We start from the raw sequence: 14,781 nt of genomic DNA, 5'->3' as shown, positions 1-14,781 counted from the left end.
AGAACGAAAAGGCCGGCATTCGCCGGCCTTTTCCTTCACCACGCCGGGGCGTGGATCATTCCGATTCCCACCACATCCAGAAGCTGTCCCACAGGCGCTTGAAGAAGCCGGCCTGTTCAACGGCAGCCACCGCCACCAGCGGCGCTTCAGCCACCAGCTTGCCATCCAGCATCACCTTCACGGTGCCGATCTGCTGGCCGGCGGTGAACGGTGCTTCCAGGGTCTTGGGCACATCGATGCTCGGCTTCAGGTCGTTGTAGCGGCCGCGCGGCACGCTCACCAGCATCGGCTGCGCCACGCCCAGCTGCACCTTGTCGGTGGTGCCCTTCCAGACCTTGTGCTCGGCTACGGCCTTGCCCGGTTCGTACAGGCGGTGGGTCTCGAAGAAGCGGAAGCCCCAGTTCAACAGCGCCAGGCTGTCATCGGCACGCTGCTTTTCCGACTGGCCGCCCAGCACCACGGCCACCAGACGCTGGTCACCACGCTGGGCCGAGCTCATCAGGCAGTAACCGGCTTCCGAGGTGTGACCGGTCTTGATGCCGTCCACGCTGCCATCGCGCCACAGCAGGAGGTTGCGGTTCGGCTGCTTGATGTTGCCGACCTGGAATTCCTTGATCTTGTTGTACGCGTAGGTTTCCGGGTAATCGCGCACCATCGCGCGGCCCAGCAGTGCCAGATCGTAGGCGCTGCTATGGTGGCCCGGAGCGGTCAGGCCATGGGCGTTCACGAAGTGCGAATTCTTCATGCCGATCTTGGCGGCATAGCTGTTCATCAGCGAAGCAAAGGCCTCCTCGCTGCCAGCCACGTGTTCGGCCAGGGCGATCGCGGCGTCGTTGCCGGACTGGATCGCCATGCCTTTTTCCATGTCTTCCAGGCGCGCGGTCTGGTTGACCGGGAAGCCGCTGTAGCTGCCATCGGTACCGGCGCCACCTTCGCGCCAGGCGCGCTCGCTCATCATCACCTGGTCATCCGCACGGACCTTGCCGTTCTTGACCTCGGCGGCGATCACGTAGGACGTCATCACCTTGGTGATGCTGGCCGGAGCCAGCTGTTCGTTGATGTTTTCACCGGCCAGCACCTGGCCGGTGGCGTAATCCATCAGCACCCAGGCCTTGGACACGCTGGGCGCGGGCGCCGGCGGAGTGGCAACAGTGGCCGGGGCGGCAGCGGCGGCAGGCGTCGGCGTGGCCGGGGTCGGCAGCGGCGTCTGGGCGGAAGCCAGGCCCACCACCAGGGTGGCGGCCAGGGCGGTGGCGGCGGAACGGAAATTCATTGGACAGCAGGCTCCAGGGGACGGCCGGGAATGGAGGGTGGAACGTAACGGCCATTGTAAGGCCGGGGGAGCATGGGCCGGCAGCACCGGCCCGGGCGGATCAATCCTTGACGATCTGCGGCGAACCCAGGCCCAGACCGGCGATGCGGCCGGCAAGTTCCGCAGCACTGGCATGGTCGCTGGCGGGAACGCGCAGGCGGAACAGGGTGCGGCCACCGGCAGCGATGTCACTGATGGTCGCGCCGACGATGCCGGCGGCGTTGAGCTGGCCCATCGCGCGGTTGGCATTGTCGCGGCTGGAGAAGCTGGCGACCTGCACCATCACCGCGCCCACCACCTGCTGCGACAGGCTGGGTGCGGCCGGCGTGGTCGATGCGCTGCGCACTGGTGCCGGCGCCACCGCGCGCGGAGTGGTGCTGGCCACGACAGCCGGAGCGGGCACCGTGCTGCGCACCGGCGGCGCGCTCGGCGGCAGGCTGCTGACCGCCACATCCGGCACGGTGCTGGCAACGCCCTGGGTGGTGGCCGGCTGGCCACGCGCAGGCATGCTGTCGCCCGGCAGGCGCTTGACCAGGCGATCGATGTCGCTGTCGGCGTTGGCGCGTGCGGCTGGCGTCGGGCGCGCGCTGGCCACGGCGGTGGTTGCGGCCGCTTCGGCAGCACGACGTTCGCGGCGCGAGGGCTTCTGCGCCAGCAGGTTGCCCTCGCCCGGCTGCAGCGCGCGCACCTCGACATTGCCGGTACCGCGCTGGGTGATGCCCAGGCGCACGGCGGCGGCGTAGCTGAGATCGACCACGCGGCCATCATGGAACGGGCCGCGATCGTTGACGCGCACGATCACCGACTCGCCGTTGTCGAGGTTGGTCACGCGGGCGAAGCTGGGCAGCGGCAGCGTCTTGTGCGCGGCGGTGAACTGGTACATGTCGTAGACCTCACGGTTCGAGGTCAGGCGGCCGTGGAACTTGGCGCCGTAGTACGACGCGGTGCCGCGCTCGACATAGTTGCGGGTGTCATCAAGCACTTTGTACGACTTGCCCAGCACCACGTAGGGCGTCTTGTTGCCGATCGCCGAGCGTTCTTCGGCGGTCACTTCCGGCTCGGGAATGCAGGCCACGTTCGGAATGTAATCCGGGGTGCTGTCACGCACGCCCGGCTTGTACAGACCACCGGCGGTGTAGTTGCCGCGGGTACTCAGGTCTTCCTTGGCCGCCGCGTAGGGCGAGCCTTCCGGGCAGTGTGCCGGGCGCGAGCCGCGCCCCTGCACCAGGGTGCCGCCCGACTTGCCACCATGGCCGGCCGTGGCCGGCTTCTTCGGCGCGCTGCTGCAGGCAGCCAGCGCGAGAACGATCAAGCCTGGGACCAGCCATCTGATGTTCATGCCGGGGGCAGCTCCTGTCCGGCGATGGCCTGGGACAGCTGGAACACGGCCATCGCGTACATCTTCGAGAGGTTGTAGCGGGTGATCGCGTAGTAGTTCTGGAAGCCCAGCCAGTACTGCTTGCCGGTGCTGCCTTCAAGCGTGATCGGCGTGGCCGTTGCACCCGGCTGCACTGCAGCGCTGGGCTGGTAGCCGCGCTGTGCCAGGTCGGCCAGCGACCAGGTCGGCATCCATTCGGTCGGATTGAACTCCTCGCGGCCCGGTGCCAGCGTGGCCGGCACGGCCACCTGGCCACCCCGCACCCAGCCGCCCTTCTTCACGAAGTAGTTGGCGATGGACGAGAACACGTCGTCGTAGCTGGTGAACAGGTCGCGACGGCCGTCGCCGTTGCCGTCCACTGCGTAATCCAGATAGCTGGACGGCATGAACTGGCCCATGCCCATCGCACCGGCATAACTGCCCTTGAGCGTGGTGATGTCCAGGTTTTCTTCGCGGCCCAGCTCGAACAGCTTGGCCAGCTCATCGCGGAAGAACAGCTCGCGGCGTACTTCGCGTTCCAGCTTGGCCGGGTCGCCGCTGCGCGGGTAATAGAAGGCCAGCGTGTACAGCGCATCGAGCACGCGATGGCTGCCGGCATTCTTGCCGTAGCTGGTTTCCACGCCGATGATCGCCACGATCACTTCGGCCGGCACACCGGTGCGCTGCTGCACGCGATCCAGCTCGGCGCGATGCTGGGCCAGGAACGCGCGGCCGCCATCGATGCGGGCCTTGCTGATGAACATCGGCCGGTATTCGTTCCACGGCTTGACCCGTTCGGCCGGGCGCGACATCGCGGCGATGATCGGCTGGCGCACCTGCGCCTGGTCGAGCACGCTGCTGATCTGCTCCGGCTTCAGGCCATAGCGCTTGGCGGTATCGGCAATGAAGCGGGCCCGTGCGACCTCGAACGGCACCGGGGTGAGATCGACCGGCGGCGCGGTGGCAGCGGCGGCTTCGGGCGCGGCCTCGGCCGGGCCATGGGCCTTGGCGGCGGGTTGGCGCGGCGTGCTGCTGGCCTGGGGCGAAGACGGTGGGGACTTCGGCTGGGTCGCGCAGGCGACCAGGCCGAGGGTGAGCATGCAGGCCAGAGTGCGTCGAATCATCGTCGCAGGTTAGCAGGTCATGGATGAATTAAAACCCCTAACACCATGAATCACAACGATTTGCCCGCGTTCAGCGGGAAATGTGAAGGCGTCGTGATCGCGCCTCCCCATTCAGATAGAGGTGGCCGGTTGCGTCCCCATCCCCGCAGACGCAACCGGCAACCGGATCCGGTCGATACCCGCGCGGCTGCCGCTCCCCAGTGGCAGTACCCCGCGCTCCCTGTATCCGTTGGATCAGTACTGCTCCCGCCCGACGCCCCCTCGCGCTGCAACGATTGACGGCGCGCCGTGCCGAACGGGCCGCCATTGTGCAGGCCGATTACGACAAGTCCATTGATCAGGATCAACGCGCTGTAAAAGTGTGAACCAGCTAACGTTTTTTCCGGACTTTGGTCAGCGGGTGTGCTGCCGTGCATCGTTGTGAGAACGCTTCCACAACGGGCGTTGCGCAGAGTCAGGAAGTTTCCAGCCAACGGCGCAGCCCCTCGTGGGTGGTGTCTGGGTGGTCGCGGAAAGCAGAAGCTGCGGGTGGGCCGGTCGGGTTGGGTACGCGGGGGACGCCGTGAATCCGTCCCTGGAGGCTTGGCAGCCGCATCCATGCGGCTGACACCCCCGCGTACCCAACCCGACCGGCCTCTGACAGATTTCGGAGGTCTGCCACCCACGGAGAAGAAAAAGAAGATCAAAAGCGGGTCGCGGCGCTGCGCTTGCTCGTGAGCCGAGCATGGCTCGGCTCTACACAAGGCAATGAAGCGACCCGCCAGGCCGCTTTTGCTTTTGATCTTCTCTTTCTTCTCCGTGGGTAGGCGCGCACGGAACCTGTCCGTGGCCGGGTAGATGGGCTGCGCAGGGGCGTGAGCCGCATGGATGCGGCGACCGAGCTTACATGGACGTACTTGCAGCGTCCCCTGCGCAGCCCATCTACCCGGCCCCACCCATGAAGTGCTTTACGCGCCCACCCACGAGGGGCTGCGCCGTTGGCTGGAAACCCTATCCCCCGTGCACGGGCCGGTGCCCGCGTACCGCCATCACCAACCCGATGCCAGCCAACAGCGAAACCGCCGATGTCCCGCCATAGCTGATCAACGGCATCGGAATGCCCACCACCGGCAGCAGGCCGGAAATCATTCCACCGTTCACCAGCACGTAGACGAAGAACGCCAGCCCCAGGCTGCCGGCCAGCAACCGTGCATGCGTGTCGCGTGCGTGCACGGCGATCCACAGGCAGCGTCCGACCACGAACAGGTACAGCGCGAACAGCGTCGCCACACCGATCCAGCCGAATTCCTCGGCCAGCACCGAGAACGCGAAGTCGGTGGTGTACTCGGGCAGGAAATCCAGCGTGGCCTGCGTGCCCTGCCCCCAGCCACGCCCCTGCCAGCCACCGGAACCGATCGCGATGCGCGACTGCAGGATGTTCCAGCCGGTGCCGAGCGGATCTGCCGCCGGGTCGAGGAAGGTCAGTACGCGATCCTTCTGGTACTGCCGCAACAGCCCGAACCACGCCAGCGGTGCGGCCACCGCCAGCCCCGCCGCGCCCGTTGCCACCCAGCCCCAGTGCAGGCCGGCCAGCAACAACGCGAACACGCCGCTGGCAGTGACCAAGGTGGCGGTGCCGAGGTTCGGCTGCATCAGGATCAGCACGGCAGGAACGCCGATCAACACTGCGGCGGTCAGCACCGTGCGTGGCGAGGGCGGCAACGGCTGCCGGTGCAGGTACCAGGCCATCATCAACGGCAGGCTGAGCTTGAGCAGCTCCGACGGCTGCAGGTAGAAGACACCCAGGTTGAGCCAGCGCTGCCCGTACTTGCCGGTGCCGATCACATACACCGCCATCAGCGGCAGCATCGACAGCGCATACAACGCCGGTGTCCACGCGCGCAGGCGCAGCAGCGAAACACGCGACAGCAACCACATCGCCACCAGGCCACCGGCAAAGCGCGCCGCCTGCCCGGTCACTGGCCCGGACACGCTGTGCAGCACCGCCAGGCCCGCGCCCATCAGGATCAACAACGCGACCAGCAACGGCAGGTCGATCGTGCGCACCGCCTCACGGCAGCCGCCAAGCAGTCGTTTCCATTCCACGCGCAGCACGGTAACAACGGGTGCTTGCGTGAAGCTGTCATGGTGGTCATGCGTTTGTAGAGTCGAGCCATGCTCGACTGCATTTCCGGCAGTCGAGCATGGCTCGACTCTACAGAAGCGCGCAGCCGGTGTTACCCGTAGCCGCCGTGCACCGGGTTGTGGCTGCGCACGGCCATCACCAACCCGAAGCCGGCCAGCAGTGACACCGCCGAGGTACCGCCGTAGCTGATCAGCGGCATCGGCACGCCCACCACCGGCAGCAGGCCGGAAATCATCCCGCCGTTCACCAGTACATAGACGAAGAACGCCAGTCCGGTAGCGCCGGCCAGCAGGCGCGAGTACGAATCGCGCGACTGGCTGGCAATCCACAGGCAACGCCCGATCACCACCAGGTACAGCGCCAGCACGGTGGCCACGCCGATCCAGCCGAATTCCTCGCTCAGCACCGAGAACGCGAAGTCGGTGGTCTGCTCGGGAATGAAGTTCAGGTGCGACTGCGAGCCTTCGCCCCAGCCCTTGCCATCGAAGCCGCCCGAACCGATCGCGATCTTCGACTGGATGATGTTCCAGCCGGCTCCCAGCGCATCCATCTCCGGGTCCAGGAACATCATGATGCGGTCCTTCTGGTACGGCCGCAGCAGCCAGAACCAGGCCACCGGCGCAACCGCGGCCACGCCGCCCACGCCCAGGCCGACCCACCACCACGGCAGGCCTGCCAGCAGCAGCACGAACACGCCGCTGGCGGCGATCAGCACACCGGTGCCGAAGTCCGGCTGCAGCATCACCAGGCCGGTTGGTACGCCGATGATGACCAGGGCCACGAGCACGGTGTTGAAGCGCGGCGGCAACGGCATCTTGTGCAGGTACCAGGCCACCATCATCGGCAGGCTGACCTTCAGCAGCTCGGCCGGCTGCAGGTAGAAGAATTTCAGGTCCAGCCACTGCCGGCCATATTTGCCGGTGCCCAGCACGAACACCGCCAGCAGCGGGATCATCGAGATTGCGTAGATCATCGGCGTGGCCGAGCGGATCCGCAGGATCGGCACCCGCGAGATGCCCCACAGCGCGGCCATGCCCACTGCGAAGCGCGCGCCCTGGGCCATTACCAGGCCGTCGCCACCGGCACTCTTCAGCGTGGCCAGGCCGATCACCATCAGCGCGCCCAGGGCCAGGCACAGCACCCAGTCCAGCGTGCTGAAGAAGCGGCGCAGCATGTCGCCGGCCCAACGCAGGAACACTCTCATCGTGCGGGCTCCGCGGCGGTAGGGCGTGACGTGGCCGGCAGCGCGGCCGCAGCCGGCGCCCCCGGCTGCGGCGGTGCGGGCGCCGGTTCCGGCGCGGGCACGCCGACCAGCACCGGGTGCTCGCCCAGCTGAGCCGCAGCAAGGTCACCGGCCTGGCGCGCGCCCACATCTTCGTTGTCGAACGCGGTGGCACCGATGGCGGTGGTGCCGCGCTCGCTGTCCAGCGGCTGCATGCCTTCAGGCATCTTGCCCAGCAGATAGGCGTCGAACACCTTGCGTGCGATCGGCGCAGCCGCCGCACCGCCGTAGCCGCCGCCCTCCACCGCGATCGCCAGCGCGATCACCGGCTGGTCCACCGGCGCGAAACCGACGAACAGCGCGCGGTGGCGCAGGTGCATCGGCAGGCTCTTCGGATTCACCGCGGCCGTGCCCTTGCGGCTGATGACCTGAGCGGTACCGGTCTTGCCGGCCATCGTGTACGGCGCGCCGGCCGCCATGCGTGCCGCACTGCCGCCAGGCAGCATGGTGGCCATCATGCCTTCGCGCACCGCCTGCAGATTGTTCGGGTTCGGACTGACCGGTTTGCTTTCGCCCGGGTCGGTCGCCATCCAGTCATGGTCGAAACCCGCACGCTGCTGGATCACCAGATGGGGCGTGCGCAGCTGTCCGTTGGCCAGTCCACTGACACCCCGCGCCAGCTGCAGCGGAGTGACCTTCCAGTCACCCTGGCCGATGCTGATGTTGACTGTATCGCCCGGGTACCAGGCTTCCTTGCGGCTCTTCCGCTTGTAGGCCGGCGACGGCAGGATGCCGCCGATCTCGCCGGTCAGGTCGATACCGGTCGGCTGGCCGAAGCCGTAGTACTCCATGTAATGGTCGAAGCGCTCGATGCCCAGGTCCAGCGCCAGCTTGTAGTAGTAGGTGTTGACCGACTGCGCGATGGATTTGCGCAGGTCGGTCCAGCCATGGCCACCGCGGTGCGAGTCACCCCAGCCACGCGAGGTGCCGGGCAGGTAGAACATGCCGGTGGACAACACCTTGTCTTCCGGGCGGCGTACACCCGAATCCAGGCCGGCCAGGCCGATCAGCGGCTTGAGCGTGGAACCGGGCGCGACGCCACCGAGCACCAGGCGGTTGAACTGCGGCCGCGACGGATTGTCGTTCAGCGCCTTGAAATCGGCATGCGAGATACCGTTGACGAACAGGTTGGGGTCGTACGACGGCAGGCTGACCATCGCCAGCACTTCGCCGGTGCGCGGGTCCATCGCCACCGCCGAGCCTTCCTGGTCACCGAAGGCGGCCACCATGGCGCGCTGCAGGTCGGCGTCGATCGACAGCCGCAGGTCGGCGCCGGACTGCGCAGCAACGCGGCCGATGGTGCGGATGGCACGGCCCTGCACGTTGGTCTCGACCTGCTCGTAGCCGACCTTGCCGCGCAGCTGCTGCTCGTAATAGCGCTCCAGGCCGGACTTGCCGATGTGGGTCAGCGCGGCATTGCCTTCGCCGAGGATCTCCAGATCCTTGTCGTCGACACGGCCGACGTAGCCGATGATGTGCGCGAACAGGTCGCCATACGGGTAGCGCCGGGTCAGGTAGGGCTCCAGCTCGACGCCGGGAAAGCGCCAGCGGTCGACGGCGAAGCGCGCCATCTCCTCGTCGCTCATGCGCAGCTTCAGCGTGACCGGCAGGAACTTGCGGCGCGCCTTGCGCGACTTGTTGAACGCTTCCAGCTCTTCCGGGCTGATGCTGATGATCTTCGCCAGCCCTTCCAGGGTGGCGTCCATGTCCTTGACCTTGTCCGGGGTCACGTCCAGGCGGAACGCCGGCACGTTCTCGGCCAGCAGGCGACCGTTGCGGTCGTAGATCATGCCGCGCCCGGGCACTACCGGCCGCGGCTTGATGCGGTTGGCTTCCGAGCGCGTGGCGTAGACGTCGTGGTCCAGCACCTGCAGCTTGAAGTACCAGCCGCCCAGGCCCAGCAGGCAGACCAGCACGCCCAGGAAACCCAGCGCCGCGCGGCGGCGGAACTGTTCGGCTTCGGCGTGCGGATTCTTGACCTGGCGACGCGGGATCATGGCTCAGCGCCCACGCTTGCCGAAGCGCACCGCATCCAGCAGCACGAACACCAGCGGCCACAGGCCCATGCCCAGCAGCGGTGCCCACCAGTACGACCACGGCAGGGTGGGTTCACCCACCAGGATGTGCACCAGCGCGCTGACGATGCGGTCGTTGAACAGCAGGCCGCCGATGGCCAGCATCTGCTGCGACATCGGGAAGAAGCGGATGCGGGCGCGGAAGCGCTGCAGGATGAAGGCCAGCATCACCAGCCGCAGTGCCTGTTCGCCGAGCACGCCGCCGTACAGCAGGTCGGCGATGACGCCACTGGTGAAAGCGACGCCCAGGCCGACGCGCTCGGGCGCTTCGATCACCCAGTACGCCAGCACCAGCGCCAGCCAGTACGGGCGCAACGGCTGCAGCAGCGCCGGCAGCGGCAGCAGGCCCAGCAGCAGCGCCACCACCAGGCTGGCTGGCAGCACCCACGGATTGTCGCGCAGGCGGCTCATCGCTGGGCCTCCGGCGTGGTCGGTTGCCGGCCAGCGGCCGGCACTACCGGAGCAGCAGGATCAAGCGAGGATGCGGGGGCCACCGTCGGCGTCGCAGACGGAGCGGATGATCGGCCCACAGCCGGTGCAGGCGTTGCCGGCGTGGTGGTGGCCGGCGTGGTTGCAGCAGGCGCGGCTCCCGCCGGCGCGGCAGCGGTGCTGGCCGGGCCACCCGGGGCGGTTTCTTCCAGCTGCAGGCGCAGTTCCGGCGGAATGCGGATCGCTGCACCCGGGCGCAGCAGAAGCACGTCGCGGCCGCGATCAAGCTGTGCGGCCGGTTTCAGTTCGCCCACCAGGAAGGCATGGGTGTCGTCCGGGCGCAGGCCGGTGATGGTGCCGACCGGGAAGCCAGCCGGGAAACGGCCACCGAGGCCGGAGGTGACGATCTCATCGCCCACTTCCACGCCCGCGCTGAGCGGGATGTCGCGCAGTTCCAGCTTGTCGCCGCGGCCGTAGACGATCAGTCGCACGCCGTTGCGGGCCACGGTCACCGGCACGGCATGGTCGGGGTCGGTCAGCAGCAGCACGGTGGAGGTACCGCCGGTGACGCTGATCACCTGGCCCATCAGGCCGCCGGCATCGATCACCGCCTGGCCGACGTGCACGCCTTCGCGGCTGCCGGCGTCGAGCACCAGGCGCTGCTTCACCGGGTCCAGGTCGATGTCCAGGATCGGCGCCAGCTGCACGTCCAGGCCACTGCGCTCGGCCACGTTCAGCAGTTCGCGCAGCTGGGCGTTGTCCAGCGCGGCGGTCTGCAGGCGGGTCAGGCGCGCGTTGGCCAGCAACAGCTGGTTGCGCAGTTCACGGTTCTCGTTGACCAGCTGGCCATGGCTGGCCGCCGAGTCCTTGACCTGGTTGCCGAGCTTGCCCGGCAGGCCCGCCAGTGCCCATACCGGCTGCACCAGGCTGTTGGCCTGCCCGCGCAGCTGCGCGAGCCAGCCGGCCTGGTCGTCAAGCACGATCAGGGTGATGGCCAGTGCGAGATAAGCCAGCAGACGCAGCGGGCTGGCGGCATCACCGGATCGGGAAGCAACGGGAGGTCCGGCGTAGGGCGGCACGGCAACGATTCAACTGGCAGAAGGCGGAAGGGAAACACGCGGGCGCCCCGCCGGTGCCGGCCCACCCTCGTGGTGGGCCGCACCCCGGAGGGGCGCTGCGGGCGCAGGCAGCCGGGACGGCTTATTCCGGCGCAAAGAACTCGTTGCCGTGCATGTCGACCAGCTCCAGCGCACGGCCACCGCCGCGGGCCACGCAGGTCAGCGGATCGTCCGCCACCTGCACGTGCAGGCCGGTTTCCTCGGAAATCAGGCGGTCCAGGTCACGCAGCAGGGCGCCACCACCGGTCAGCACGATGCCGCGCTCGGCGACGTCGGCGCACAGTTCCGGCGGGGTCTGTTCCAGCGCCAGCTTGACCGCGCTGACGATGCCCGACAGCGGCTCGTGCAGGGCTTCAAGCACCTCGTTGGAGCTGATCTTGATCATCTTCGGCACGCCCTCGGCGAGGTTGCGGCCGGAGATTTCCATCTCGATCACTTCCGCCTGCGGGTAGGCGCAGCCCAGCTCGACCTTGATGCGCTCGGCGGTGGCTTCACCGATCAGCATGCCGTGGTTGCGGCGCACGTAGTTGGTGATCGACTCGTCGAAGCGGTCGCCACCGATGCGGACCGACGCCGAATAGACGATGCCGTTGAGCGAGATCACCGCCACTTCGGTGGTGCCGCCGCCGATGTCGATGACCATCGAGCCACGCGCTTCGGTCACCGGCATGCCGGCGCCGATCGCGGCGGCCATCGGCTCTTCGATCAGGAACACGTCACGGGCACCGGCTTCCTCGGCCGATTCCTTGATCGCGCGGCGCTCGACCTGGGTCGAACCGGCCGGCACGCAGACCAGCACGCGCGGGCTCGGGCGCAGCACGCGCGACTTGTGCACCTTCTTGATGAAGTGCTTGAGCATCGCCTCGGTATAGGTGAAGTCGGCAATGACGCCGTCCTTCATCGGGCGGATGGTGGTGATGTGGCCCGGGGTACGGCCAAGCATCTGCTTGGCTTCGGCGCCTACGGCTGCCACCGAGCGGGTGCCACCGATGGCACGGTCCTGACGCACGGCCACGACCGATGGCTCGTTCAGCACGATCCCCTGCCCGCGCACGTAGATGAGGGTGTTGGCCGTGCCCAGGTCGATGGACAGGTCGTTGGAGAACATGCCACGGAGTTTCTTGAACATCTGAGGAAGGAGTCCTGAGGGGTGTCGTGCCCGCCGCGGGATGGCGAAAAAATGGGCAGAAATCGAGGCCGACAAGCCTAGCAACCCGCCTGCCGCCGAGCAAGGAAAAAACTAGCTGAACCCGCGTCTTCACAGGCTTTCGGCCTGATCGGGTCTCACCCGGTTCTGGCCCTGAGCGGCACCAGCGGGTAACCTTTGCGCCGTCGGGCGCCCAAGGGCGCCGTTTGCTTGCCCGCCGAACCGGGCCGGCCCACCCCAAAATTCACCGCATAGGCTTACATCGATGTCCGCTCTGATCTGTGGTTCTCTTGCCTTCGACACCATCATGGTGTTCCCGGACCAGTTCAAGAATCACATCCTGCCGGACAAGGTGCACATCCTGAACGTGTCCTTCCTGGTCCCGCGCATGCGCCGCGAGTTCGGCGGCTGCGCCGGCAACATCGCCTACAACCTGCACCTGCTGGGCGGCCAGCCGATCCCGATGGGCACCGTGGGTTCGGACTTCGGCCCGTACCGTGAGTACTTCGAAGGCCTGGGCATCGACCTGTCGCGCGTGCGCGTGATCGATGAGCTGTTCACCCCGCAGGCGTTCATCACCACCGATCACGACAACAATCAGATCACCGCCTTCCACCCGGGCGCGATGATGCGTTCCTACGAGAACCACGTGCGTGGCGTGCCGGGCGTGACCCTGGGCCTGGTCGGCCCGGACGGCCGCGAGGGCATGATCCAGAACGCGCAGGAATTCCACGAAGACGGCATCCCGTTCATCTTCGACCCGGGCCAGGCCATGCCGCTGTTCAACGGCCCGGAACTGCGCGAGTTCATCGAGCAGGCCGACTACGTGGTGGTCAACGACTACGAGTCGAACCTGCTGCAGGAACGCACCGGCTGGGACGAGAAAGAGATCGTCAGCCGGGTCAAGGCCTACATCACCACCCGCGGCCCGAAGGGCGCGGTCATCCACACCCCGGAAAAGAGCTACGACATCCCGCCGGCGCACGAGCGCCGCGTGGTCGACCCGACCGGCTGTGGCGACGCCTTCCGCGCCGGCCTGATCTACGGCATCCAGAAGGGCTACGACTGGCTGACCATCGGCCGCATGGGCAACCTGATGGGCGCGCTGAAGGTCGAGCACCCGGGCACGCAGAACCAGCGTTTCACCTTCGATGAGTTCAACGAGCAGTTCAAGCAGCAGTTCGGTTACGCGCTGAGCGCGTAAGCCGAACTGCCCGCGCATTCCACCTTATCCCCGCGCCTTCGGCGCGTGCGCTGCTGGGAATGCCGTTGGTAGGTGTCGACCTTGGTCGACACGCTGTTTGATTCCTGTAGAGCCGAGCCATGCTCGGCTTGCGCGCGCCAGCGCGATCTGACCGGAGAGCAGCCGAGCGTGGGCTCGGCTCTACATCAGCAAGCGCCCTGCCAGGCAGCCAGCAAGGCGCGGCAATCAGCGAAATGCCAGTCGGCACGGCCCGGCCACGGGTTCTCCGGCAGGTTGACCAGCACGGTATGCGTGCCGGCCGCACGGCCGCACTCCAGGTCGTAGGCGTGGTCACCGACCATCACCGCCTCCGCAGCCCCGATCCCCCAGCGACGAAGATGCTGCTGCAGGCCATCCGGTGAGGGTTTGGGCACCGCTTCATCGCGGCCGATGATGTCGGCATCGTCGAACAACGCCCCGACCCCGATCGCGTCCAGCGTCAGCTTCGCCAGCGCATGATCATTGCGGGTCAGGATGCCGAGCCGGCAGCCTGCCGCCGACAACGCGCGCAGCAGCCTCACCGCGCCCGGCGCCGGCAGCGCGTCCTCGGCCAGCGCGCGCTCATGATTCAGCAACCACTCGCGCTTGGCCTGCGCCGGTGCGTCCGGCAACGCCGCGATATGGTCAAGGATGTCTTCCTCGGCCGCGATCTCCAGTGCGCGGCGGATCGCGGCGAAATCATGCACGGCGACGGTCAGCGTGCCATCCATGTCGAACACCCAGTGCCGGATCGCGGACAACGCGTGCACTGCGCTGCCCGCCGCAACCATCACTGCCACCACTGCGGCATGCGGCTGGCGTCGACGCCACCGGTTTCGAACACGGCGGTGCGGGTGCCACCGGCCTTGACCGGGAACTCGATGCTGATCGACTTGCCCTTGCGCGCCAGCTTCCACAGCGCCTTCTGGTCGGTGATGAACAGGGCAATGGCTTCATCGGTCTTCGGACGCCACGCGGCCATCGACACCGGCTTGCCGTCGTCCACGGTCACTTTCACCGTGCACTGCGGGCAACGGAAATCGCCGGCCTGCAGTACCAGGTAGGCATGCCGCTTCCACTCCGGATGATCGCGGAACACCAGCTGCACCGGCTTGGCGCCGCTGCCATCCACGTCCACCCGTTCCTTGCTGTAGATCTGCGCCGAAACCTGGTTGCCCTTGTTGCCCACCGGGATCTGGTTGTACTGCCACAGCGCCTGCATGCGGCGCAGGTCGCGCGCGGCATCGCCCTTGGCCTTGACCTCGTCGAAGCCTGCGGCGATGCGCTCGGCGGCGGCGGTGTCCTTGTACTGGTCCAGCAGCGAGGCACCATGCAGGCGCGCGCGCTCCCAGTCCTGCGCGGCCACGGCCATGTCGTACTGCTTGGCGACGTCCTCGGCCTTGGCTTCCTTCTGCGCCTGCACGGCGGCCGCGGCGGCTTCCTGCGCCTTGCGCTCTTCCTCGGGGTTGCTGCAGGCAGCCAGGGCCAGGGTGCAGGCGGTGAGCAGGATCAGTCGTTTCATGGCGGAGGTCCTTCGTGTTTTCGCGATTCTGTAGAGTCGAGCCATGCTCGACTGGCCGTCCAACAGCC

At 67.4% G+C, this 14,781-nt stretch carries 12 protein-coding genes; 1 reads left to right on the top strand and 11 read right to left on the bottom strand.

The features are described 5' to 3' along the window. Positions 1 to 55 precede the first annotated feature (55 nt). The 9 genes from N5D20_RS24220 to N5D20_RS24180 form a co-directional block, all read right to left on the bottom strand. Positions 56 to 1,273, bottom strand: a complete 1,218-nt coding sequence (locus tag N5D20_RS24220) for a D-alanyl-D-alanine carboxypeptidase family protein (protein ID WP_054172521.1) — start codon at positions 1,271 to 1,273, stop codon at positions 56 to 58. Positions 1,274 to 1,373: 100 nt separating this feature from the next. After that, complete coding sequence (locus tag N5D20_RS24215; protein WP_279915252.1) at positions 1,374 to 2,651, bottom strand: septal ring lytic transglycosylase RlpA family protein; 1,278 nt, start codon at positions 2,649 to 2,651, stop codon at positions 1,374 to 1,376. Continuing rightward, positions 2,648 to 3,793, bottom strand: a complete 1,146-nt coding sequence (gene mltB / locus N5D20_RS24210; protein WP_099551092.1) for a lytic murein transglycosylase B — start codon at positions 3,791 to 3,793, stop codon at positions 2,648 to 2,650. The genes N5D20_RS24215 and mltB overlap by 4 nt, the downstream gene beginning before the upstream one ends. Positions 3,794 to 4,783: 990 nt before the next feature. Next, positions 4,784 to 5,878 carry a rod shape-determining protein RodA gene (gene rodA / locus N5D20_RS24205; RefSeq protein ID WP_171954641.1) on the bottom strand — a complete coding sequence of 365 codons (1,095 nt, stop codon included), beginning with the start codon at positions 5,876 to 5,878 and terminating at the stop codon, positions 4,784 to 4,786. Positions 5,879 to 6,009: 131 nt separating this feature from the next. After that, the gene (gene rodA / locus N5D20_RS24200; RefSeq protein WP_010481418.1) at positions 6,010 to 7,122 is read right to left on the bottom strand and encodes a rod shape-determining protein RodA; all 1,113 of its coding nucleotides are present in this window, start codon (positions 7,120 to 7,122) and stop codon (positions 6,010 to 6,012) included. Next, positions 7,119 to 9,197: a penicillin-binding protein 2 gene (gene mrdA, locus N5D20_RS24195; protein ID WP_049435931.1), complete on the bottom strand. Its 2,079-nt coding sequence runs from the start codon at positions 9,195 to 9,197 to the stop codon at positions 7,119 to 7,121. Before mrdA ends, rodA (N5D20_RS24200) begins: the two co-directional genes overlap by 4 nt. 3 nt (positions 9,198 to 9,200) lie before the next feature. Next, the gene (gene mreD / locus N5D20_RS24190; protein ID WP_049443989.1) at positions 9,201 to 9,686 is read right to left on the bottom strand and encodes a rod shape-determining protein MreD; all 486 of its coding nucleotides are present in this window, start codon (positions 9,684 to 9,686) and stop codon (positions 9,201 to 9,203) included. After that, a complete protein-coding gene (gene mreC, locus N5D20_RS24185) occupies positions 9,683 to 10,783 on the bottom strand; it encodes a rod shape-determining protein MreC (RefSeq protein ID WP_197580014.1) in 1,101 nt (366 codons plus the stop codon). Before mreC ends, mreD begins: the two co-directional genes overlap by 4 nt. Before the next feature lie 121 nt (positions 10,784 to 10,904). Then, the gene (locus N5D20_RS24180; protein ID WP_005419402.1) at positions 10,905 to 11,951 is read right to left on the bottom strand and encodes a rod shape-determining protein; all 1,047 of its coding nucleotides are present in this window, start codon (positions 11,949 to 11,951) and stop codon (positions 10,905 to 10,907) included. 283 nt (positions 11,952 to 12,234) lie between these two features. Between N5D20_RS24180 and N5D20_RS24175 the strand changes: the two genes are divergently transcribed. After that, positions 12,235 to 13,173 (top strand): carbohydrate kinase family protein, encoded by a 939-nt coding sequence (locus tag N5D20_RS24175; protein ID WP_010481412.1) that lies wholly within the window; start codon positions 12,235 to 12,237, stop codon positions 13,171 to 13,173. Positions 13,174 to 13,358: 185 nt separating this feature from the next. On the opposite strand, the gene N5D20_RS24170 is transcribed toward N5D20_RS24175, so the two are convergent. Together N5D20_RS24170 and N5D20_RS24165 are read right to left on the bottom strand one after the other, a co-directional pair. After that, entirely contained in the window at positions 13,359 to 13,982 is a 624-nt protein-coding gene (locus N5D20_RS24170) for an HAD family hydrolase (protein ID WP_197580016.1), read from the bottom strand. Further along, positions 13,982 to 14,713, bottom strand: coding sequence for a hypothetical protein (locus N5D20_RS24165; protein ID WP_008265071.1), 732 nt, complete (start codon positions 14,711 to 14,713; stop codon positions 13,982 to 13,984). The genes N5D20_RS24170 and N5D20_RS24165 overlap by 1 nt, the downstream gene beginning before the upstream one ends. Between the last annotated feature and the right edge of the window lie 68 nt (positions 14,714 to 14,781).

The organism is Stenotrophomonas sp. GD03877 (genome assembly GCF_029840555.1).
In the GTDB taxonomy this organism is placed as follows: domain Bacteria; phylum Pseudomonadota; class Gammaproteobacteria; order Xanthomonadales; family Xanthomonadaceae; genus Stenotrophomonas; species Stenotrophomonas geniculata.
This window is presented reverse-complemented; position numbering and strand designations above follow the sequence as displayed.

Coding starts and splice junctions, on each gene's coding strand:
- N5D20_RS24170 (WP_197580016.1), bottom strand. CDS start 13,982: ATGGTTGCGGCGGGCAGCGCAGTGCACGCGTTGTCCGCGATCCGGCAC.
- mrdA (WP_049435931.1), bottom strand. CDS start 9,197: ATGATCCCGCGTCGCCAGGTCAAGAATCCGCACGCCGAAGCCGAACAG.
- N5D20_RS24165 (WP_008265071.1), bottom strand. CDS start 14,713: ATGAAACGACTGATCCTGCTCACCGCCTGCACCCTGGCCCTGGCTGCC.
- N5D20_RS24180 (WP_005419402.1), bottom strand. CDS start 11,951: ATGTTCAAGAAACTCCGTGGCATGTTCTCCAACGACCTGTCCATCGAC.
- mltB (WP_099551092.1), bottom strand. CDS start 3,793: ATGATTCGACGCACTCTGGCCTGCATGCTCACCCTCGGCCTGGTCGCC.
- rodA (WP_010481418.1), bottom strand. CDS start 7,122: ATGAGAGTGTTCCTGCGTTGGGCCGGCGACATGCTGCGCCGCTTCTTC.
- mreD (WP_049443989.1), bottom strand. CDS start 9,686: ATGAGCCGCCTGCGCGACAATCCGTGGGTGCTGCCAGCCAGCCTGGTG.
- N5D20_RS24215 (WP_279915252.1), bottom strand. CDS start 2,651: ATGAACATCAGATGGCTGGTCCCAGGCTTGATCGTTCTCGCGCTGGCT.
- N5D20_RS24175 (WP_010481412.1), top strand. CDS start 12,235: ATGTCCGCTCTGATCTGTGGTTCTCTTGCCTTCGACACCATCATGGTG.
- N5D20_RS24220 (WP_054172521.1), bottom strand. CDS start 1,273: ATGAATTTCCGTTCCGCCGCCACCGCCCTGGCCGCCACCCTGGTGGTG.